General features: G+C 62.7%; 28 protein-coding genes. All 28 read left to right on the forward strand.

Annotation, left to right across the window (positions count from 1 at the left end; translation table 11 throughout):
* Window positions 1-14: 14 nt before the first annotated feature.
* Window positions 15-848 (forward strand): 50S ribosomal protein L2, encoded by an 834-nt coding sequence (gene rplB / locus RFM98_RS23570; RefSeq protein WP_126084116.1) that lies wholly within the window; start codon window positions 15-17, stop codon window positions 846-848.
* 16 nt (window positions 849-864) lie between these two features.
* Window positions 865-1,143: a 30S ribosomal protein S19 gene (gene rpsS / locus RFM98_RS23575; protein WP_006205463.1), complete on the forward strand. Its 279-nt coding sequence runs from the start codon at window positions 865-867 to the stop codon at window positions 1,141-1,143.
* A gap of 2 nt (window positions 1,144-1,145) precedes the next feature.
* Complete coding sequence (rplV, locus tag RFM98_RS23580) at window positions 1,146-1,535, forward strand: 50S ribosomal protein L22 (RefSeq protein WP_010909277.1); 390 nt, start codon at window positions 1,146-1,148, stop codon at window positions 1,533-1,535.
* On the forward strand, window positions 1,535-2,263 hold the full coding sequence (rpsC, locus tag RFM98_RS23585) for a 30S ribosomal protein S3 (RefSeq protein ID WP_095818137.1): 729 nt from the start codon (window positions 1,535-1,537) through the stop codon (window positions 2,261-2,263). Before rplV ends, rpsC begins: the two co-directional genes overlap by 1 nt.
* A 27-nt stretch (window positions 2,264-2,290) precedes the next feature.
* The gene (rplP, locus tag RFM98_RS23590) at window positions 2,291-2,704 is read left to right on the forward strand and encodes a 50S ribosomal protein L16 (protein WP_027170364.1); all 414 of its coding nucleotides are present in this window, start codon (window positions 2,291-2,293) and stop codon (window positions 2,702-2,704) included.
* Window positions 2,705-2,716: 12 nt separating this feature from the next.
* A complete protein-coding gene (gene rpmC, locus RFM98_RS23595) occupies window positions 2,717-2,917 on the forward strand; it encodes a 50S ribosomal protein L29 (RefSeq protein ID WP_140701052.1) in 201 nt (66 codons plus the stop codon).
* Between the two features lie 4 nt (window positions 2,918-2,921).
* A complete protein-coding gene (gene rpsQ, locus RFM98_RS23600) occupies window positions 2,922-3,161 on the forward strand; it encodes a 30S ribosomal protein S17 (protein ID WP_027170362.1) in 240 nt (79 codons plus the stop codon).
* A 72-nt stretch (window positions 3,162-3,233) separates the two neighbouring features.
* Window positions 3,234-3,602 carry a 50S ribosomal protein L14 gene (gene rplN / locus RFM98_RS23605; protein WP_006205457.1) on the forward strand — a complete coding sequence of 123 codons (369 nt, stop codon included), beginning with the start codon at window positions 3,234-3,236 and terminating at the stop codon, window positions 3,600-3,602.
* Window positions 3,603-3,614: 12 nt separating this feature from the next.
* The gene (rplX, locus tag RFM98_RS23610; RefSeq protein WP_320214073.1) at window positions 3,615-3,929 is read left to right on the forward strand and encodes a 50S ribosomal protein L24; all 315 of its coding nucleotides are present in this window, start codon (window positions 3,615-3,617) and stop codon (window positions 3,927-3,929) included.
* Entirely contained in the window at window positions 3,922-4,500 is a 579-nt protein-coding gene (rplE, locus tag RFM98_RS23615) for a 50S ribosomal protein L5 (RefSeq protein ID WP_036260373.1), read from the forward strand. Before rplX ends, rplE begins: the two co-directional genes overlap by 8 nt.
* A 26-nt stretch (window positions 4,501-4,526) precedes the next feature.
* Window positions 4,527-4,832: a 30S ribosomal protein S14 gene (gene rpsN / locus RFM98_RS23620; RefSeq protein WP_042642199.1), complete on the forward strand. Its 306-nt coding sequence runs from the start codon at window positions 4,527-4,529 to the stop codon at window positions 4,830-4,832.
* Between the two features lie 12 nt (window positions 4,833-4,844).
* Window positions 4,845-5,243: a 30S ribosomal protein S8 gene (gene rpsH, locus RFM98_RS23625; RefSeq protein WP_320311066.1), complete on the forward strand. Its 399-nt coding sequence runs from the start codon at window positions 4,845-4,847 to the stop codon at window positions 5,241-5,243.
* 90 nt (window positions 5,244-5,333) lie between these two features.
* The gene (gene rplF, locus RFM98_RS23630) at window positions 5,334-5,867 is read left to right on the forward strand and encodes a 50S ribosomal protein L6 (protein ID WP_320311067.1); all 534 of its coding nucleotides are present in this window, start codon (window positions 5,334-5,336) and stop codon (window positions 5,865-5,867) included.
* 138 nt (window positions 5,868-6,005) lie between these two features.
* Window positions 6,006-6,368: a 50S ribosomal protein L18 gene (gene rplR, locus RFM98_RS23635; RefSeq protein ID WP_320214075.1), complete on the forward strand. Its 363-nt coding sequence runs from the start codon at window positions 6,006-6,008 to the stop codon at window positions 6,366-6,368.
* A gap of 128 nt (window positions 6,369-6,496) precedes the next feature.
* Complete coding sequence (gene rpsE, locus RFM98_RS23640; RefSeq protein ID WP_032933400.1) at window positions 6,497-7,060, forward strand: 30S ribosomal protein S5; 564 nt, start codon at window positions 6,497-6,499, stop codon at window positions 7,058-7,060.
* Between the two features lie 25 nt (window positions 7,061-7,085).
* A complete protein-coding gene (gene rpmD / locus RFM98_RS23645) occupies window positions 7,086-7,283 on the forward strand; it encodes a 50S ribosomal protein L30 (RefSeq protein WP_027170355.1) in 198 nt (65 codons plus the stop codon).
* A 22-nt stretch (window positions 7,284-7,305) separates the two neighbouring features.
* Window positions 7,306-7,779 (forward strand): 50S ribosomal protein L15, encoded by a 474-nt coding sequence (rplO, locus tag RFM98_RS23650; RefSeq protein WP_140708828.1) that lies wholly within the window; start codon window positions 7,306-7,308, stop codon window positions 7,777-7,779.
* A gap of 257 nt (window positions 7,780-8,036) precedes the next feature.
* Window positions 8,037-9,377 (forward strand): preprotein translocase subunit SecY, encoded by a 1,341-nt coding sequence (secY, locus tag RFM98_RS23655; RefSeq protein ID WP_320311068.1) that lies wholly within the window; start codon window positions 8,037-8,039, stop codon window positions 9,375-9,377.
* On the forward strand, window positions 9,374-9,964 hold the full coding sequence (locus RFM98_RS23660) for an adenylate kinase (RefSeq protein WP_320311069.1): 591 nt from the start codon (window positions 9,374-9,376) through the stop codon (window positions 9,962-9,964). The genes secY and RFM98_RS23660 overlap by 4 nt, the downstream gene beginning before the upstream one ends.
* A 209-nt stretch (window positions 9,965-10,173) precedes the next feature.
* Window positions 10,174-10,542, forward strand: a complete 369-nt coding sequence (rpsM, locus tag RFM98_RS23665; RefSeq protein WP_027170351.1) for a 30S ribosomal protein S13 — start codon at window positions 10,174-10,176, stop codon at window positions 10,540-10,542.
* A 126-nt stretch (window positions 10,543-10,668) separates the two neighbouring features.
* Window positions 10,669-11,058 carry a 30S ribosomal protein S11 gene (gene rpsK / locus RFM98_RS23670; protein ID WP_006205444.1) on the forward strand — a complete coding sequence of 130 codons (390 nt, stop codon included), beginning with the start codon at window positions 10,669-10,671 and terminating at the stop codon, window positions 11,056-11,058.
* Between the two features lie 98 nt (window positions 11,059-11,156).
* On the forward strand, window positions 11,157-12,167 hold the full coding sequence (locus tag RFM98_RS23675) for a DNA-directed RNA polymerase subunit alpha (RefSeq protein WP_040983001.1): 1,011 nt from the start codon (window positions 11,157-11,159) through the stop codon (window positions 12,165-12,167).
* 104 nt (window positions 12,168-12,271) lie between these two features.
* Window positions 12,272-12,703, forward strand: a complete 432-nt coding sequence (gene rplQ / locus RFM98_RS23680) for a 50S ribosomal protein L17 (protein ID WP_320311070.1) — start codon at window positions 12,272-12,274, stop codon at window positions 12,701-12,703.
* Window positions 12,704-12,894: 191 nt separating this feature from the next.
* Entirely contained in the window at window positions 12,895-14,382 is a 1,488-nt protein-coding gene (locus RFM98_RS23685) for a DegQ family serine endoprotease (protein WP_320311071.1), read from the forward strand.
* Window positions 14,383-14,506: 124 nt separating this feature from the next.
* Window positions 14,507-15,817, forward strand: a complete 1,311-nt coding sequence (locus tag RFM98_RS23690) for a replication-associated recombination protein A (RefSeq protein ID WP_320311072.1) — start codon at window positions 14,507-14,509, stop codon at window positions 15,815-15,817.
* Window positions 15,818-16,199: 382 nt separating this feature from the next.
* On the forward strand, window positions 16,200-17,027 hold the full coding sequence (locus tag RFM98_RS23695) for an aspartyl/asparaginyl beta-hydroxylase domain-containing protein (RefSeq protein ID WP_320311073.1): 828 nt from the start codon (window positions 16,200-16,202) through the stop codon (window positions 17,025-17,027).
* 149 nt (window positions 17,028-17,176) lie between these two features.
* Window positions 17,177-18,157, forward strand: a complete 981-nt coding sequence (locus RFM98_RS23700) for an RluA family pseudouridine synthase (protein ID WP_320311074.1) — start codon at window positions 17,177-17,179, stop codon at window positions 18,155-18,157.
* Window positions 18,158-18,201: 44 nt separating this feature from the next.
* Window positions 18,202-19,077 carry a DMT family transporter gene (locus tag RFM98_RS23705; protein ID WP_320311150.1) on the forward strand — a complete coding sequence of 292 codons (876 nt, stop codon included), beginning with the start codon at window positions 18,202-18,204 and terminating at the stop codon, window positions 19,075-19,077.
* The last annotated feature ends 107 nt before the right edge of the window (window positions 19,078-19,184 follow it).

Raw genomic sequence — 19,184 nt, forward strand, 5'->3', positions numbered from 1 at the left:
GCGAGGACAGGACAATGGCACTTAAGAAATTCAACCCGGTAACGCCGAGCACCCGCCAGCTGGTCATCGTCGACCGCTCGGGCCTCTACAAGGGCAAGCCCGTCAAGGGCTTGACCGAAGGCCTGACCAAGTCGGGCGGCCGCAACAATTACGGCCGCATCACGGCCCGCTTCATCGGCGGCGGTCACAAGCGTTCGTACCGCATCATCGACTTCAAGCGTAAGAAGTACGATGTCGTCGGCACGGTCGAGCGTATCGAATACGATCCGAACCGCACCGCCTTCATCGCGCTGATCAAGTATGACGACGGCGAGCTGTCCTACATCCTGGCCCCGCAGCGTCTTGCTGCCGGCGACAAGATCGTGGCCGGCGAGGCGGTCGACGTGAAGCCGGGCAACGCGATGCCGCTGGCCTCGATGCCGGTCGGCACGATCGTCCACAACATCGAGCTGAAGCCGGGCAAGGGCGGCCAGGTCGCACGTTCGGCTGGCGGCTACGCCCAGCTCGTCGGCCGCGACCAGGGCATGGCGATCCTGCGCCTCAACTCGGGCGAGCAGCGTGTCGTGCACGGCTCCTGCATGGCCACCGTCGGCGCCGTGTCGAACCCCGACCACGGCAACATCAACGACGGCAAGGCCGGTCGCACCGTCTGGCGCGGCAAGCGCCCGCACAATCGCGGCGTGGCCATGAACCCGGTCGACCATCCGCATGGCGGCGGTGAAGGCCGCACCTCGGGTGGCCGTCATCCGGTTTCGCCCTGGGGCAAGCCGACCAAGGGCAAGAAGACGCGGTCCAACAAGGCGACCGACAAGTTCATCCTGCGCTCGCGTCATCAGCGCAAGAGCTAAGAAGAGGTAACGCCAAGTGACTCGTTCGATTTGGAAAGGCCCCTTCATCGACGGCTACCTTCTCAAGAAGGTGGACAAGGTTCGTGAAGGTGGTCGCAATGAGGTGATCAAGATGTGGAGCCGTCGCTCCACCATCCTGCCGCAGTTCGTCGGCTTCACCTTCGGTGTCTACAACGGCCAGAAGCACGTCCCGGTCTCGGTGAACGAGGACATGGTCGGCCACAAGTTCGGTGAATTCGCTCCGACCCGGACCTATTACGGTCATGGCGCGGATAAGAAGGCGAAGAGGAAATAATCATGGGCAAGGCCAAAGCTCCGCGCAGGCTTGCTGATAACGAGGCGCGTGCCGTTCTGCGCACGATCCGTATCAGCCCGCAGAAGCTGAACCTGGTTGCCGCGCTGATCCGCGGCAAGAAGGTCGCGACAGCGCTTTCCGACCTCGAATTCTCGGCCAAGCGGATTTCCGGCACGGTCAAGAAGACGCTGGAATCGGCGATCGCCAATGCGGAAAACAATCACGACCTCGACGTCGATGCGCTGGTCGTGGCGGAAGCCTATGTCGGCAAGTCGATCGTCATGAAGCGCTTCCACGCTCGTGGCCGCGGTCGCGCCAGCCGTATCGAAAAGCCGTTCTCGCACCTCACGATCGTCGTTCGTGAAGTCGAGGAAAAAGGGGAGGCCGCATAATGGGCCAGAAAGTCAATCCGATCGGGCTGCGTCTCGGCATCAACCGCACCTGGGATTCGCGCTGGTTCGCGAACACCGGCGAGTATGGCCAGCTACTGCACGAGGACCTCAAGATCCGCAAATATCTTGAGAAGGAACTCAAGCAGGCCGCGATCTCCAAGGTCGTGATCGAGCGTCCGCACAAGAAGTGCCGCGTCACCATCCATGCCGCGCGCCCGGGCCTGATCATCGGCAAGAAGGGCGCCGACATCGAGAAGCTTCGCAAGAAGCTGACCGAGATGACGAAGTCCGAAACGCACCTCAACATCGTTGAAGTGCGCAAGCCGGAGATCGACGCCACGCTGATCGCCCAGTCGATCGCGCAGCAGCTCGAGCGCCGCATCGCGTTCCGCCGTGCCATGAAGCGCGCCGTTCAGTCGGCCATGCGCCTCGGCGCCGAAGGCATCCGCATCAACTGCTCCGGCCGTCTCGGCGGCGCCGAAATCGCGCGCATGGAGTGGTACCGCGAAGGCCGCGTGCCGCTGCATACGCTGCGCGCCGATGTCGACTACGGCACGGCCGAGGCGAACACGGCTTACGGCATCTGCGGCGTCAAGGTGTGGGTGTTCAAGGGCGAGATCCTCGAGCACGACCCGATGGCTTCGGAGCGTCGCGCCACCGAAGGTGATGCCGCGCATGGCGGCGGTGGCGGCGAGCGTGAGCGCGGCCGTCGTCGCGAGAACGCCTGAGACATTTGAGAATTTGGAGTTAGAACGATGCTGCAGCCAAAGCGCACAAAGTTCCGCAAGCAGTTCAAGGGCCGTATCCACGGTACCGCCAAGGGCGGCACCAATCTGGATTTCGGCGGTTTCGGGCTGAAGGCGCTTGAGCCGAACCGCGTCACCGCGCGCGAGATCGAGGCGGCTCGCCGCGCGATCACCCGCGAGATGAAGCGCGCCGGCCGCGTCTGGATCCGGGTGTTCCCGGATCTGCCGGTCACCTCGAAGCCGACCGAAGTCCGCATGGGTAAGGGCAAGGGCGCCGTCGACTACTGGGCGGCGCGCGTCAAGCCCGGCCGCATCATGTTCGAGATCGACGGCGTCAGCGAGGAGACCGCGCGTGAGGCGCTGCGTCTCGGCGCCGCCAAGCTCTCGGTCAAGACGCGCTTCGTGCAGCGCATCGCAGAATAAGGACAGGCGATCATGAAAGCCGAAGACATCCGGACCAAGACCCAGGATCAGCTGACCGACGACCTGGCCAGCCTGAAGAAGGAGCAGTTCAACCTGCGCTTCCAGAAGGCCACCGGTCAGCTCGAAAAGACCGCGCGCGTGAAGCAGGTCCGCAAGGACATCGCGCGCATCAAGACCATTGCCGCGGAAAAAGCCGCGGCCAAGAAGGGTTAAGACCATGCCAAAGCGCATTTTGCAGGGCACCGTCGTCAGCGACAAGAACGAGAAGACGGTTGTCGTCAAGGTCGAGCGGCGCTTCACGCATCCCGTGATGAAGAAGACCGTGCGCATGACCAAGAAGTACAAGGCGCACGACGAGAACAACGCCCACAAGGTCGGCGACCAGGTGTTCATCCAGGAATCGAAGCCGATTTCGAAGGACAAGCGCTGGATCGTCGTCACCTCGGACCAGGCGTAAACAAACGAATTTTGGACAGACCGGGGAGGGGCTTCGAGCCTGTCCCGTTAGAAAAGAAGAAGGCGGCCAGTCATGATTCAGATGCAAACAAACCTCGACGTCGCGGACAATTCCGGCGCCCGTCGTGTCATGTGCATCAAGGTGCTGGGCGGCTCGAAGCGGAAATATGCCTCCGTCGGCGACATCATCGTGGTGTCGATCAAGGAAGCCATTCCGCGCGGCCGCGTTAAGAAGGGCGATGTGATGAAGGCGGTCGTGGTTCGCACGGCCAAGGACATCCGCCGCCCGGACGGCAGCGTGATCCGTTTCGACAAGAACGCGGCCGTTCTCGTCGACAATAAGAAAGAGCCGATCGGCACCCGTATCTTCGGACCGGTTCCGCGCGAGCTTCGCGCCAAGAACCACATGAAGATCATCTCGCTCGCGCCTGAAGTGCTGTAAGGAGCCGGACCAATGCAAAAGATCAAAAAAGGCGACAAGGTCGTCGTGCTTGCCGGCAAGGACAAGGGCCGTTCGGGCGAGGTCCTGTCGGTGCAGCCGAAGGAAGACACCGCGCTCGTTCGCGGCGTGAACCTCATTCGCCGTCACCAGAAGCAGACCCAGTCCCAAGAGGGCGGGATCATCACCAAGGAAGCGCCGATCCACCTGTCGAACATCGCGCTGGCCGACCCCAAGGACGGCAAGCCGACCCGCGTCGGCTTCACCATCCAGAAGGACGGCAAGAAGGTGCGCGTCGCCAAGCGTTCGGGAGAAGTCATCAATGGCTAAGGCTGAAACCAAGCAGGCAACTGCCAAGAACGAGCCGCGCCTCAAGAAGGTCTATAACGAGACCATCCGCAAGGCGATGCAGGAGCAGTTCGGTTACGACAACGACATGCAGGTTCCGCGCATCGACAAGATCGTGCTGAACATGGGTGTCGGCGAAGCGACCGCGGACTCCAAGAAGCCCTCGGTCGCGGCCGAGGATCTCGCGATGATCGCCGGCCAGAAGGCCGTCGTCACCCGTGCCCGCAACTCGATTGCCGGCTTCAAGGTGCGCGAGAATATGCCGATCGGCGCCAAGGTCACGCTGCGCAAGGAACGCATGTACGAGTTCCTCGACCGCCTCGTGAACATCGCGCTGCCGCGCGTTCGCGACTTCCGCGGACTGAACCCGAAGAGCTTTGACGGCCGTGGCAACTACGCCATGGGCATCAAGGAACACATCGTGTTCCCGGAGATCAACTACGACAAGGTCGATCAGGTCTGGGGCATGGACGTCATCGTTTGTACGACGGCGAAGACGGACGACGAGGCAAGAGCGCTGCTCAAGGCCTTCAACTTCCCCTTCCGCCAGTAACGGCAGCGAAAAAGGAAACATCTGAAATGGCAAAGACCAGCTCAGTCGAGAAGAACAACCGGCGCCGCAAGCTCGCCGACCAGTACGCCGCCAAGCGCACGGCGCTCAAGGCCATCATCATGGATCAGTCCAAGCCGATGGAAGAGCGTTTCCGCGCCCAGTTGAAGCTTTCGGCACTGCCGCGCAACTCGGCCAAGATCCGCATCCGCAACCGCTGCGAAGTCACGGGCCGTCCGCGCGCCTACTATCGTAAGCTCAAGCTTTCGCGTATCGCGCTTCGCGATCTGGGCAATACCGGCCAGATCCCGGGCCTGGTCAAGTCGAGCTGGTAAGGAGACACTGAGATGTCATTGAGCGATCCTCTCGGCGATATGCTGACCCGCATCCGCAACGCCTATGGCCGTAAGAAGTCGAGCGTTTCGACGCCGGCCTCGCGTCTGCGCGCCCGCGTCCTCGAAGTGCTGAAGTCGGAAGGCTACATCCGCGACTACAGCCAGACCGATTTTGAAAACGGCAAGTCGGAAATCGAGATCGAGCTGAAATATTTCGACGGCGCCCCGGTCGTGCGCGAAATCGCGCGTGTCTCGAAGCCCGGCCGCCGCGTCTATGTCTCAGCCAAGTCGATCCCGCAGGTCGCCAACGGCCTCGGCATCGCCATCCTTTCGACGCCGAAGGGCGTCATGGCCGATCACGAAGCGCGCGAGCAGAATGTCGGCGGCGAGATCCTCTGCCAGATCTTCTGATCGGCTAAGAGATTGATGAATGGGCTTCGGTTCTCGGGATCGCGCCCGGGAACTGGAACCTGAAACCAAAGAAGTGACGAGGACAACAAAATGTCTCGTATCGGAAAGAAACCCGTTTCGCTGCCGCAGGGCGTGACCGCGACCGTCAACGGCCAGACCGTGACGGCGAAGGGCCCCAAGGGCGAGCTGAAGTTCGTGGTGAACGACGAAGTGCTGGTCAAGATGGAAGGCAGCGAGATTGCTGTCGAGCCGCGCGGCCAGACCAAGGCGGCCCGCTCCAAGTGGGGCATGTCGCGCACGCAGATCGTCAACATCCTGCAGGGCGTGAAGGACGGCTTCGAGAAGAAGCTTGAGATCACCGGCGTCGGCTATCGTGCGGCGCTGCAGGGCAAGAACCTGCAGCTGGCCCTCGGCTTCAGCCACGATGTGGTCTATGAGACGCCGCAGGGCATCACGATCACCGTGCCGAAGCCGACCGAGATCACGGTCTCGGGAATCGACAAGCAGCAGGTCGGCCAGGTCGCCGCCGAGATTCGCGAATATCGCGGTCCGGAGCCGTACAAGGGCAAGGGCGTGCGCTATGCCAACGAGCGCATCGTGCGCAAGGAAGGCAAGAAGAAGTAATAGGCTTGGCCCCGAAAAGCTGCAGACTTTTCGGAGAGGGCCAAGCCCGGGAAGTATAACGCCGCGGGGAGCGGCCGCGGGAGGCCTGGCCTACCGCACACGGTTGCCCCCGTTTTCTGAAGGCAAGGAACTGACATTATGGCAAGCCCCAAAGAGACCATCCAGCGCCGCGCGCAGCGCGTACGCCGCCAGTTGAAGAAGGTCGCCGGCGCGCGTCCGCGGCTTTCGGTGCACCGCACCTCGAAGAACATCTACGTCCAGGTCATCGACGATGCCAACGGCCACACGCTGGCTGCCGCCTCGACGCTCGAGAAGGACCTCAAAGGTTCGCTCAAGACCGGCGCCGACACCGCAGCCGCTGCCGCGGTCGGCAAGCTGATCGCCGAGCGCGCCACCAAGGCCGGCGTCAAGGAAGTCGTCTTCGACCGCGGCCCGTATATCTATCATGGCCGCGTCAAGGCGCTGGCCGAGGCTGCCCGCGAAGGCGGTCTGAGCTTCTAATGCATGATCCCGAAAAGTTGCAGACTTTTCGGATAAGATCGTGCAAAGGGAAAATTCGCCGTCGGCGACCCGAATGAGGCGTCGGCAAACAGCAACCCGTGCTTCCGGAAAAGAACAAGGAACAGGATATGGCACAGGAACGTAGAGAAGGCGGCCGCGGCCGCGAACGCGAAGAGCGCGACGATGGCATGGTGGACAAGCTCGTCCACATCAACCGCGTCGCCAAGGTGGTGAAGGGTGGCCGTCGCTTCGGCTTTGCCGCTCTCGTCGTCGTCGGCGACCAGAAGGGCCGCGTCGGCTTCGGCCACGGCAAGGCGCGCGAAGTGCCGGAAGCGATCCGCAAGGCGACCGAGTCGGCCAAGCGCGACATGATCTTCGTGCCGCTGCGTTCGGGCCGCACGCTGCATCATGACGTCGAGGGCCGCTGGGGCGCCGGACGCGTTCTGCTGCGCGCCGCCAAGCAGGGTACCGGCATCATCGCCGGCGGTCCGATGCGCGCCGTCTTCGAGACGCTCGGCATGCATGACGTGGTCGCCAAGTCGATGGGCTCGTCGAACCCCTACAACATGGTTCGCGCCACCTTCGACGCGCTGAAGAGCCAGATGCATCCGAAGGATGTGGCTGCCGCGCGCGGCATCAAGTACTCGACCCTTCAGGCCCGCCGCGGCACCGCCGTTGCGGCTGAAGAATAGTCGACGCTGACCAGGGATTTCGACCATGGCCAAGAAAGCTACCAAGACCATCACCGTCGAGCAGATCGGTTCGCCGATCCGCCGGCCGAAGGAGCAGCGCGCGACGCTGGTCGGCCTCGGCCTGAACAAGATGCACAAGCGGCGCACGCTGGAAGATACCCCTTCCGTGCGCGGCATGATCGCCGCCGTCCAGCACCTCGTCCGCGTCGTGGACGAGGCCTGAACGGAAGCGCAGGAGAAGCAACATGAAACTCAACGATCTGCGTGACAAGGACGGCGCCACGCACTCCAAGAAGCGCCTCGGCCGCGGCATCGGCTCCGGCTCGGGCAAGACCGCCGGTCGCGGCGTCAAGGGTCAGAAGGCCCGCTCGGGCGTTGCCATCAACGGCTTCGAGGGCGGCCAGATGCCGCTCTACCGGCGCCTGCCGAAGCGCGGCTTCAACAACATCTTCGCCAAGAGCTTCACTGTCGTGTCGCTGGCTCGTATCCAGGCCGCGATCGACGCCAAGAAGCTCGACGCCAAGGCGACCGTGACGGCCGAGGCCCTGGTTGCCGCCGGCGTCATCCGCCGCGCCAAGGACGGCGTGCGCGTGCTCTCCGACGGCGAATTGAAGGCGAAGCTGTCCTTCGACGTCGCCGGCGCCTCCAAGGCCGCGATCGAGAAGATCGAGAAGGCCGGCGGTTCGGTGAAGCTGCCGGAAGCGGCCGCCGCCGAGTAACGGCGATTTGAAGCGCGGCCGGCGGGAATGACTTCGAAACCACCGCCGAACCGTGCTTCGATCTGGTGAATTGGGCGGCCGCGTCAACGCGGCCGCTTGCATGTTTACGGTCCGGAGCTTATCTCGTGAGCTTCGGTGACACGCGCCGCCTGAGCTGCGGGCATCGAGCGTGACATAGAAATCAAAGAAGTAGAGCATGATGTAGTCCGAAAACCGCTCCACACTTTTCGGCATCATGCTCTAGCGGAGAATCAGGCATGGCTTCGGCTGCTGAACAACTAGCCTCCAATCTCAATTTCGCGGCCTTCGCCAAGGCCGAGGATCTGAAGAAGCGCATCTGGTTCACGATCGGCGCGCTGCTTGTCTATCGCCTCGGCACCTACATCCCGCTTCCCGGCATCAATCCCGATGCGTTCGCCCAGGCCTTCTCCTCGCAGAGCAAGGGCGTGCTCGGCATGTTCAACATGTTTGCCGGCGGCGCCGTGCAGCGCATGGCGATCTTTGCGCTGGGCATCATGCCTTACATTTCCGCCTCCATCATCATGCAGCTGATGACGTCGGTCATCCCGTCGCTGGAAGCGCTGAAGAAGGAAGGCGAGCAGGGCCGCAAGATCATCAACCAGTACACGCGCTACGGCACCGTGCTTCTGGCGCTGATCCAGGCCTACGGCATTTCGATCGGCCTCGAAGGCGGCAACGGCATCGTCAACGATCCCGGCATGTTCTTCCGCATCTCGACCGTCGTCACGCTGGTCGGCGGCACCATGTTCCTGATGTGGCTCGGCGAGCAGATCACCGCGCGCGGCATCGGCAACGGCATTTCACTGATCATCTTCTCCGGCATCGTCGCCGGCCTGCCGCGGGCGATCTCCGGCACGCTGGAACTGGGCCGCACCGGCGCGCTGTCGACCGGCTTGATCCTGGCGATTATCGTGCTGGCCATCATCGTCATCGCGCTGATCGTCTTCTTCGAGCGCGCGCAGCGCCGCCTGCTCATCCAGTATCCGAAGCGCCAGGTCGGCAACCGCATGTTCCAGGGCGATACCTCGCACCTGCCGCTGAAGCTCAACACCTCGGGCGTCATCCCGCCGATCTTCGCCTCTTCGCTGCTGCTTTTGCCGGCGACCGTCGCGGGCTTCTCGCAGGCGACCAACCTGCCGGCCTGGGCAAGCACGATCCTGGCCTCGCTCGGCCACGGCCAGCCGCTCTACATGCTCTTCTATGCGGGCATGATCGTCTTCTTCGCCTTCTTCTACACGGCGATCGTCTTCAACCCGAAGGACACGGCAGACCAGCTCAAGAAGCATTCCGGCTTCATCCCGGGCTACCGTCCGGGTGAGCGCACCGCCGACTATATCGACTATGTTCTGACGCGTATCACCGTCGTCGGCGCTATCTACCTTGTGCTGGTCTGTCTGCTGCCGGAGTTCCTGATTTCGGCGACTGGCGTACCTTTCTACCTCGGTGGCACATCGCTTCTGATCGTGGTCAGTGTCACGCTCGACACGGTGGCGCAGATTCAGGGTCACCTGATCGCGCACCAATATGAGGGCCTGATCAAGAAGTCGAAGTTGCGCGGGGGTAAGAGGAGCAGATGAGGCTGATATTGCTTGGGCCGCCAGGAGCGGGCAAGGGGACGCAAGCACAAAGACTGGTAGAAAAACACGGCATACCCCAGCTCTCGACGGGTGACATGCTGCGTGCCGCCGTCCAGGCCGGAACCGAGGTCGGCAAGCGCGCCAAGGCGGTGATGGATGCCGGTGAGCTGGTCTCGGATGCGATCGTCAACGCCATTGTCGCCGAACGCATAGATCAGGCGGATTGCGGCAAGGGTTTCATCCTCGACGGCTATCCGCGCACGCTGGTCCAAGCCGATGCGGTCGAAGCCATGCTCGCCGAGCGCGGCATTGCGCTCGACACAGTCATCGAGCTCGTCGTCGACGACAAGGCGCTGGTCGGGCGCATAGTCAAACGCGCCGAGGATGCCAAGGCAGCCGGCCAGCCGGTGCGCAAGGACGACAACCCCGAGGTGTTCGAAGAACGCCTGCGCGAATACTACAAGAAGACGGCGCCGCTGATCGGCTACTATTACGCCAAAGGCAAGCTCAAGACCGTCGACGGCATGGCGGGTATCGATGCGGTGACGGCCGCGATCGGCAAGGTGCTCGCCGCAGCGGCGAAGTGAGCCGGGCCGACAATTAAAGATTGCGCTTGACTAGAGTGGGCCGTTGGGTTATGGCCGCCCGTCTTCCTATCAGGCATGGACTTTGCTTGCCCTTGCGGGCAAGGCAGTCGCTTTGAACCAGGAAACTCCCGCAAGGGCCGGCCTCCACCGGACGCGGGGCAACTTCGAAAGCGCCGGCTTGTCCGGCCCAAATGGAGAAAGAGAAGAAAATGGCTCGTATAGCCGGCGTCAACATTCCGACCAACAAGCGCGTCGTCATCGCGCTTCAATACATTCACGGCATCGGCAAGAAGTTTGCCCAGGAGATCGTCGACAAGGTCGGCATTCCGGCGGACCGCCGCGTCAACCAGCTGACCGACGCGGAAGTGCTGCAGATCCGCGAGACGATCGACCGCGACTACCAGGTCGAAGGCGACCTGCGCCGCGAAGTCTCGATGAACATCAAGCGGCTCATGGACCTTGGCTGCTACCGCGGCCTGCGTCACCGCCGCTCGCTGCCGGTCCGCGGCCAGCGCACGCATACCAATGCGCGCACCCGCAAGGGCCCGGCCAAGGCGATCGCCGGCAAGAAGAAGTAATTGAGCGAATAGCGAGTAGCCATTAGCGAGTAGGGGTCCCTATTCGCTACTCACTACTCCCCACTCGCTTCCCAAGGTGGAGCCGCTGGCATTACGGCGGTGTAGAGATCAACTGAAAGGACTACCATGGCCAAGGAAGCCGCTCGTGTTCGCCGTCGCGAACGCAAGAATATCTCGTCGGGCGTTGCCCACGTCAATTCGACCTTCAACAACACCATGATCACCATCACCGACGCGCAGGGCAATTCGATTGCCTGGTCGTCGGCCGGTGCGCAGGGCTTCAAGGGTTCGCGCAAGTCGACCCCGTTCGCCGCCCAGATGGCTGCCGAGGACGTCGCCAAGAAGGCGCAGGAACATGGCATGCGCATGCTCGAGGTCGAGGTCTGCGGACCCGGCTCCGGTCGTGAATCGGCCCTTCGCGCGCTGCAGGCGGCTGGCTTCACCATCACCTCGATCCGTGACGTGACGCCGATCCCGCACAATGGCTGCCGTCCGCGCAAGAAGCGCCGCGTCTAATTTTTTAAACGCCGCGTGAACGCCAAGGCGTTCCTCCGCGGTTTTCCGTGTCGCCCGCCACGATTGGATGGTGGCGGGGCAAAGGAAGGAAGATATTTATGATTCAGAAAAACTGGCAGGAACTGATCAAGCCGAACAAGATCGAGTTCTCGTCGAAGAAGAAGACGCTGACCACGCTGGTGGCCGAGCCGCTCGAACGCGGCTTTGGCCTGACGCTGGGCAACGCGCTGCGGCGCGTGCTTCTGTCTTCGCTGCGCGGCGCGGCTGTGACCGCCGTGCAGATCGACGGCGTGCTGCATGAATTCTCGTCCATCGCCGGCGTGCGCGAGGACGTGACCGATATCGTGCTCAACATCAAGGAAATCGCCATCCGCATGGAAGGCGATGGTCCCAAGCGCATGGTCGTGCGCAAGCAGGGCCCGGGCGCCGTGCTGGCCGGCGACATCCAGACCGTCGGCGACGTCGAGATCCTCAACCCCGACCACGTCATCTGCACGCTGGACGAGGGCGCCGAGATCCGCATGGAGTTCACCGTCGACACCGGCAAGGGCTATGTGCCGGCAGAGCGAAACCGCGCCGAGGACGCGCCGATCGGCCTGATCCCGGTCGACAGCCTCTACTCGCCGGTCAAGAAGGTCTCCTACAAGGTCGAGAACACCCGCGAGGGCCAGGTTCTCGACTATGACAAGCTGACCATGACCATCGAGACCAACGGCTCGATCTCGGGCGAGGACGCGGTCGCTTTCGCCGCCCGCATCCTGCAGGACCAGCTCGCTTTGTTCGTCAACTTCGACGAGCCGCAGAAGGAAGTCGCCGCCGAGGCCGTCACCGAGCTCGCCTTCAACCCGGCGCTGCTCAAGAAGGTCGACGAGCTCGAGCTTTCGGTGCGTTCGGCCAACTGCCTGAAGAACGACAACATCGTCTATATCGGCGACCTGATCCAGAAGACCGAAGCCGAGATGCTGCGCACCCCGAACTTCGGCCGCAAGTCGCTGAACGAGATCAAGGAAGTGCTGGCGGCCATGGGCCTCCATCTCGGCATGGAAGTGCCGGACTGGCCGCCGGAAAATATCGAAGACCTCGCCAAGCGTTACGAAGACCAATATTGAGCATGAATTCCAAGGATCGGCGGCGAGAGCCGCTCGATCCGACGGTCATGCGGAAAATCATCAGAGGCCGTGGCCTCTCGAACAACTGAAGAAGGAAAAGAGCCATGCGCCACGGTTTCAAAGGCCGCCGCTTCGCCCGCAGCATCAGCCATCGCAAGTCGATGTTCGCCAATCTTGCCGTCTCGCTGATCGAGCACGAGCAGATCGTCACCACCCTGCCGAAGGCGAAGGACCTGCGTCCGATCGTCGAGAAGCTCGTCACGCTCGGCAAGCGCGGCGACCTGCACGCCCGCCGCCAGGTGATCGCGCAGATCGGCAATGAAGGCGTCGTCAAGCGCCTGTTCGAGACCATCGCTCCGCGCTACGCCACCCGCAACGGCGGCTATCTGCGCATCATGAAGGCGGGCTTCCGCAAGGGCGACAACGCCGCGATGGCGGTCATTGAGTTCGTTGACCGCGACACCTCGGCCAAGGGCGCCGGCGACCGCGCCCGCCTCGAGGCGGAAGGCGCCAATGAGGAAGCCGCGGCCGCCTGAGGCCCTGCGTTTTCTTCAATGACTTCAAGGGGCCTACGGGCCCCTTTTGCATTCGGATCAGGTTTGAGCCGGGTGATAGGAATTTCACGCCCCGGTCCATGCTTTTGCGCGACAAGTGTCGCATTTGTGTGCATTAGCCTTTCATTCTGCACAATCGTCGGGACAATGGCGCCCGATCTGGAGGATTCGGAATGCACCTCAAACGACTGTTTCTTGTTGTCGCGCTGGCTGTCTTCGCTGCGGCACCGGCCGCAAGACAGGCTTTTGCCGAGGACGCCGCCAAGCCGGCCGATCCGGGCCTCTCCGACGTGCTGACCGATCTCTTGCATGGCGTCGAAGGCGAGAACGGCACGTCCGGCCCCGACAAGCGCGTGCCGTTCGGCCGCGAGGAGGTGCAGCTTTCCTTCGCGCCGCTGGTCAAGCAAACGGCGCCGGCCGTCGTCAATGTCTATGCCTCGCAGACCGCAAAGGTGACCTCGCCCTTCGAAGGCGATCCCTTCTTCGAGGAGTTCTTCGGTCGCGCGCAGCCGCGCGCGCAGTCGTCGCTGGGCTCCGGCGTGCTGGTCGATCCGAGCGGCGTGATCGTCACCAATTACCATGTCATCAAGAATGCCGATGAAGTGAAGGTCGCGACCGCGGACGGGCGCGAGTTCACCTCCAAGGTCATGCTCAAGGACGAGACGCTCGACCTCGCGGTGCTCAAGATCTCGGCCGACAAACCGTTCCCGGTGATCGCCATCGGCGATTCCGACGCGCTCGAGGTCGGTGACCTCGTGCTGGCCATCGGCAATCCGTTCGGCGTCGGCCAGACCACCACCAGCGGCATTGTCTCGGCGCTCGCCCGCAGTCATATCGGCGTCTCGGATTCGGGCTATTTCATCCAGACCGATGCCGCCATCAACCCCGGCAATTCCGGCGGCGCGCTGATCAACATGGGCGGCCAGTTGGTCGGCATCAATACGGCGATCTACAGCCGCAGCGGCGGCTCGATCGGCATCGGCTTCGCCATCCCCGCGAACATGGTGCGCGCATTTGCCGATGCCGCCAAGGCCGGGCTCGACTTCTTCGAGCGCCCCTATATCGGTGCGGAATTTGAAATGGTGACGCCGCAGATCGCCGAATCGCTCGGCATGGAGAAGCCGACCGGCGCGTTGGTGTCGACGGTGGACGCCGCAGGCCCCGCCGGCAAAGCCGGGCTGAAGCCGGGCGATGTCATCCTGTCGCTCAACAATACACCTGTCGAAAGCATCGAGGCGCTCGACTATCGCATGGCAACGCTGTCGATCGGCACCAAGGCGACGTTCGCCGTGCTGAGCAAGGGCCAGCAGGCGACGATGGAAATCCCGTTGGAGCGCGCGCCGGAAGGCGCCAAGCCCAGCGAAGTCACCTTGCGTGGCCGCAGTCCCTTTTCCGGCGCCAAGGTCGCTGAACTGTCGCCCAGGCTTGCCCAGCGGCTTGGCCTTCGCACCGATCTCAAGGGCGTCACCGTCATCGATATCAGCCGCGATTCGCCGGCCGCCGATTTCGGCTTCCAGCCCGGCGATATCGTGCGTGAGGTGAACGGCACCACCGTCGATACCGCGGCGACGCTGGCACAGGTTGCCCAGCAGGACACGCGCTGGTGGCGCTTTACCGTCGAGCGCGGCGGGCAGATACTGCGCCAGGTGTTGCGTTATTGAGGCGATCTGCCCATTTAGAGCATGATCTCGAACCGAAAATCCGCGTAGTAAAAAGTGGGAACCGGTGTTCGGACAAGATCATGCTCTCAAAAGAGCGGGATCGCGATTCAACCAAAAGACTTGTATGGCCGATCTGTTCAGTTCCGATGAACCGGAGAAGGCGCCGCCCGGCCGGCCGCTTGCCGATCGGCTGCGCCCGAAGAACCTCGGCGAGGTCGTGGGGCAGGAGCATCTGACCGGCCCTGACGGCGCGCTGACCAGGCTGATCGATTCCGGTTCGCTCGGCTCGATGATCTTCTGGGGTCCGCCCGGCACCGGCAAGACGACGGTGGCGCGGCTGCTAGCCGGCGAGACTAATCTTGCCTTCGAGCAGATATCGGCCGTGTTTTCCGGCGTCGCGGACCTCAAGAAGGTCTTCGAGGCCGCCAAGCTGAGGCGTGCCAACGGCCGCCAGACGCTGCTCTTCGTCGACGAGATCCATCGCTTCAACCGCGCCCAGCAGGACGGTTTTCTCCCCGTCATGGAGGACGGCACGGTGGTGCTGGTCGGCGCCACCACGGAGAACCCGTCCTTCGAGCTGAACGCCGCGTTGTTGTCCCGAGCGCGCGTGCTGGTGTTCCGTTCGCTGGGCGAAGAAAGCATTGCCAAGCTCCTGGCGCGGGCCGAAGAAACCGAGGGCAGGGCGCTGCCGCTCGATGAAGAGGCGCGCGCGATGCTCATCCGCATGGCGGACGGCGACGGCCGCGCCTCGCTGACGCTGGCCGAGGAGGTCTGGCGCGCCGCCAAAAAAGGCGAGGTATTCAGCCCGGAAGGCCTGCAGCGTGTCATCCAGCGCCGCGCGCCGATCTACGACAAGGGGCAGGACGGTCACTACAATCTGATCTCGGCGCTGCATAAATCGGTGCGCGGCTCCGATCCGGATGCCGCCCTGTATTACCTCGCCCGCATGTTCGATGCCGGCGAGGATCCGCTCTATCTCGGCCGCCGGCTCGTGCGCATGGCGGTGGAGGATATCGGGCTCGCCGATCCCCAGGCGCTTGTCGTCGCCAATGCTGCCAAGGACGCCTATGACTATCTGGGCTCGCCGGAGGGCGAGCTCGCCTTCGCTCAGGCCGCCGTCTACCTGGCCACGGCGCCGAAATCGAATGCTGTCTACAACGCCTTCAAGGCCGCGACCGCGGCCGCCAAGGAGTTCGGCTCGCTGCTGCCGCCCAAGCACATCCTCAACGCGCCGACGAAGCTGATGAAGCAGGAGGATTACGGCGCCGGCTATCGCTACGATCATGACGAGCCGGACGCGTTTTCCGGCCAGGACTATTTTCCGGAAAAGATGGGTCGGCGTACTTTCTACGATCCACCGGAGCGCGGTTTCGAGCGCGATATCCGCAAGCGGCTGGAATACTGGGCAAAGCTGCGCAGCGAACGGAACGGTTGAGTTGCGCGCCCCTGTGGTCGGCACGCTTCGTCGCGAAACCACGCCTTGGGGCATATCCACGTCGATCGCACTGCACGCGCTGCTCGCCACGGCGCTGGGGCTGATGCCGCTGCGAGTTGGTCGGGGACGGCGAAAGCGTCGTCGGCTTGGAATTCCTGGGCGGCGATCCGATCCCCAGGGAAAGATTGGACGAGCTTGGCTTGCCGGCTGTGCATTGAATTGAAGTGGAGTAACATACTCCACATACTTGCGCTGGCCGACCATTGAGGCCTGTGCGACGGCATTGTGCCGGGAAACAAAAAATCTTATTTAGACCCACGGCGGGCGGGGGTCGCCGTGATTTTGGCAAACGGAACAGGATCGCGCTCCCGCGCGAATGACAATGACAAAGCAAACCGTCAAGACGCTCCGCAAGGCTGCTATCGCGGTCGTGGTTCTCGCGCTCGGCTTCTACTTCATCCCGATCATTACGGCGATCTGGGTTGTCTGCGGCCTGATCGACGTCATGCGCAACGACCAGAAGGACCGCAATCTGTTCGACCGCTATTTCCTCGGCAACGGCCTGTTCACCTGGCTGCTGTCGCCGTTCAACCTGATCGTCGACCTGCTCTGCTACCGCAATCCCGGTGTCTGGAAGCCCGAGCAGTTCCCCGAGGACTATCAGCGCGAGATCAACGAGGTCCTGGGCGTCTTCAACGCACGCAAGGACGAGATCATCGCCGATATCGACGCCAATTTCGGCGCCGGCCGTCGCGGCATGTATGTCTACCAGTGGTATGGCAAGCACAAGATCGACAACGTCCCCGAATTCAACAAGGACTACAAATACATCAAGACGATCGCGGTATCTGTTTTCAGCAAGCGCGAATCCACGTCCTGGCACTTCGGTCCGCTCCGGCTCAGCCTGCGCATCCTCTACAATCTGATTCCGGTGAAGGCCGAGATATTCGTCCAGTGCGGCAGCAAGAAGAACTACTGGTACGACAATCCGCTGTTCATCTTCGACGACACGCTGTTCCACCGGTCGGTCAACGAATATGACGGCCGCCGCTACTGCGTTTTCGTCGACATCATCCGTCCGTCTCCATTCCCGAGGCTGATCGCGGGTCTTCTTGCCGTCGTCTCGGTCAGCGTCGAGCGCATCAATTCCGTCTTCTACAAGAATTGGAAGATGATCGGCTCGTCCAAGCCGAAGGCCGCCGCCAACTGATTGGGCATCGCGCTGTTGTCCCGGTTCGGCTGGTGTCGATGACCGGACATCGCGACGATTGGGGCAATCGCCGTGCTTTATTGGGTCTTTGGCTCGCAACCTGCGTGCCTTAGTGCTATGGCGCCGCTTTCAAATGGAAAAGCGAAGTCATGGCAGGTGTTGAACAGATCACGGTGGAGGCCGGCGAGGCGGGCATGCGGCTCGATCGCTGGTTCAAGGTCCATTTCCCGGGCCTCGGCTTCGGCCACCTGCAAAAGCTCTTACGCTCGGGCCAGGTCCGGGTCGACGGAGGTCGGGTAAAGGCCGACACGCGCGTCGAGCCCGGCCAGACCGTGCGCATCCCGCCGCTTGATGTCGACAAGAAAGGCGACGCGCCGCTCACCGGCCACTCGATCCGCAATCAGGGTGATGCCGACGTGCTCGCCAAGATGCTCTTGCATGAGGATCCGAAAGTCTTCGTGTTCAACAAGCCGGCCGGCTTGGCGGTGCAGGGCGGCTCGGGTGTCACCCGCAACGTCGACGACATGCTGGAGGCTTGGCGCAACCAGAAGGGCGAGAAGCCGCGCCTCGTGCACCGCCTCGACCGCGACACCTCCGGCGTGCTGGTGGTTGCCCGCACGCGTCTTGCAGCGATGAAGCTGTCGGAAGCGTTCCGGGCGCGTGAGACCAAGAAGACCTACTGGGCGCTGGTCAAGGGCGTGCCGCCGAAGCGCGAGGACAAGATTTCGACCTGGCTGATCAAGGAGCCGACTGAGGACGGCGACCGCGTACGCGTGGCCGCGCATGGTGAAAAAGGCGCCGACCACGCTGTGTCCTTCTACCGCATCATCGAGCAGGCGGCGCAGACCATGACCTGGCTTGAAATGGAGCCTTATACCGGCCGCACACACCAGCTTCGCGTTCATGCCGCCTATATTGGCTGCCCGATCATCGGCGATCCCAAATATTTCGAGGCCGATACCAACTGGGATTTCCCAGGCGGCATTCAAAACCGCCTGCATCTGCATGCACGCCGCATCATCATCCCGCACCCCGACAAGGGCGTCATCGATGTCACGGCGCCGATGCCGCCGCATATGCGTCAGAGCTGGAACCTGATCGGCTTTGACGAACAGAGTGCGGAGGACTGACATTGGCGGCTGCGCCTGCATTGGATCGCCGCAATGCGGTCGACATGGCGGCGGCCGCCATCATGGTCGGGCTGACATTTTCCTGGGGGCTGAACTACGTTGCCGCCAAGATATCCTATGCTGGCTACGACCCTGTCTTCGTCTCGATCGCACGGTCGTTTCTCGGCGGGCTCTGCGTGCTCGGATGGTGCCGGCTGCGCGGCATCAAGCTCTTCGAAGCTGACGGGACGCTTGGCGCCGGCATCGTCGTCGGCGTCCTCTTCGGCGTCGAGTTCCTGTGCCTCTATATCGGGCTCGAATACACGACCGTTGCCCGCAACACGCTCTTGGTCAACACCATGCCGTTCTGGGTCCTGATCGGCGGCCATTTCCTGCTGGCCGAACGCATCAATGCCCGCAAGCTGGCCGGGCTCATCCTTGCATTCTGCGGCCTCGTGGCGGTCTTTTCCGACGGCATCGTCGCCGGAAACGACGCAACGCTGACAGGAGACCTGCTCAGCCTCGGTTCAGGCATCCTCTGGGCGACGACCAGCATCGTCATCAAGCGGTCGAAGCTGGTCGAGACCAGCGCCGAGAAACTGCTGCTTTATCAACTGGCAGGCGCCGCCATTGTCGGTGCCCTGGTGATGCCGTTCGCGGGCCCGCCGATCCGCGCGGTTGCCGCCTTGCCGACACTGGCGCTGCTGTTCCAGTCTTTCTATATCGTCGCCTTCACCTATGTGTTGTGGTTCTGGCTGCTCACGCGCTATCCGGCGGCCGGCTTGTCGAGCTTCGCCTTCCTGTCACCGGTGTTCGGCGTTCTGTGCGGCGCGGTGCTGTTGGGCGAGCCGCCGACGATCAGGATCTTCCTTGCGCTGGGGCTGATCGCCGCTGGCCTGATCATCGTCAACCGCCCGGCGCGCAGGCAGCCCGCACCCTAGAGCGTTCATCGTTTCACAGAAACGGCGACCGCTCTGTCTCTTTGTTTGACGCAATCCCACACGGAAAACCGTTTCACACTTTTCCTGGAATTGCTTTAAGGAGTTCG

The sequence above is a fragment of the Mesorhizobium australafricanum genome (assembly GCF_033977265.1).
GTDB classification, from domain to species: domain Bacteria; phylum Pseudomonadota; class Alphaproteobacteria; order Rhizobiales; family Rhizobiaceae; genus Mesorhizobium; species Mesorhizobium australafricanum.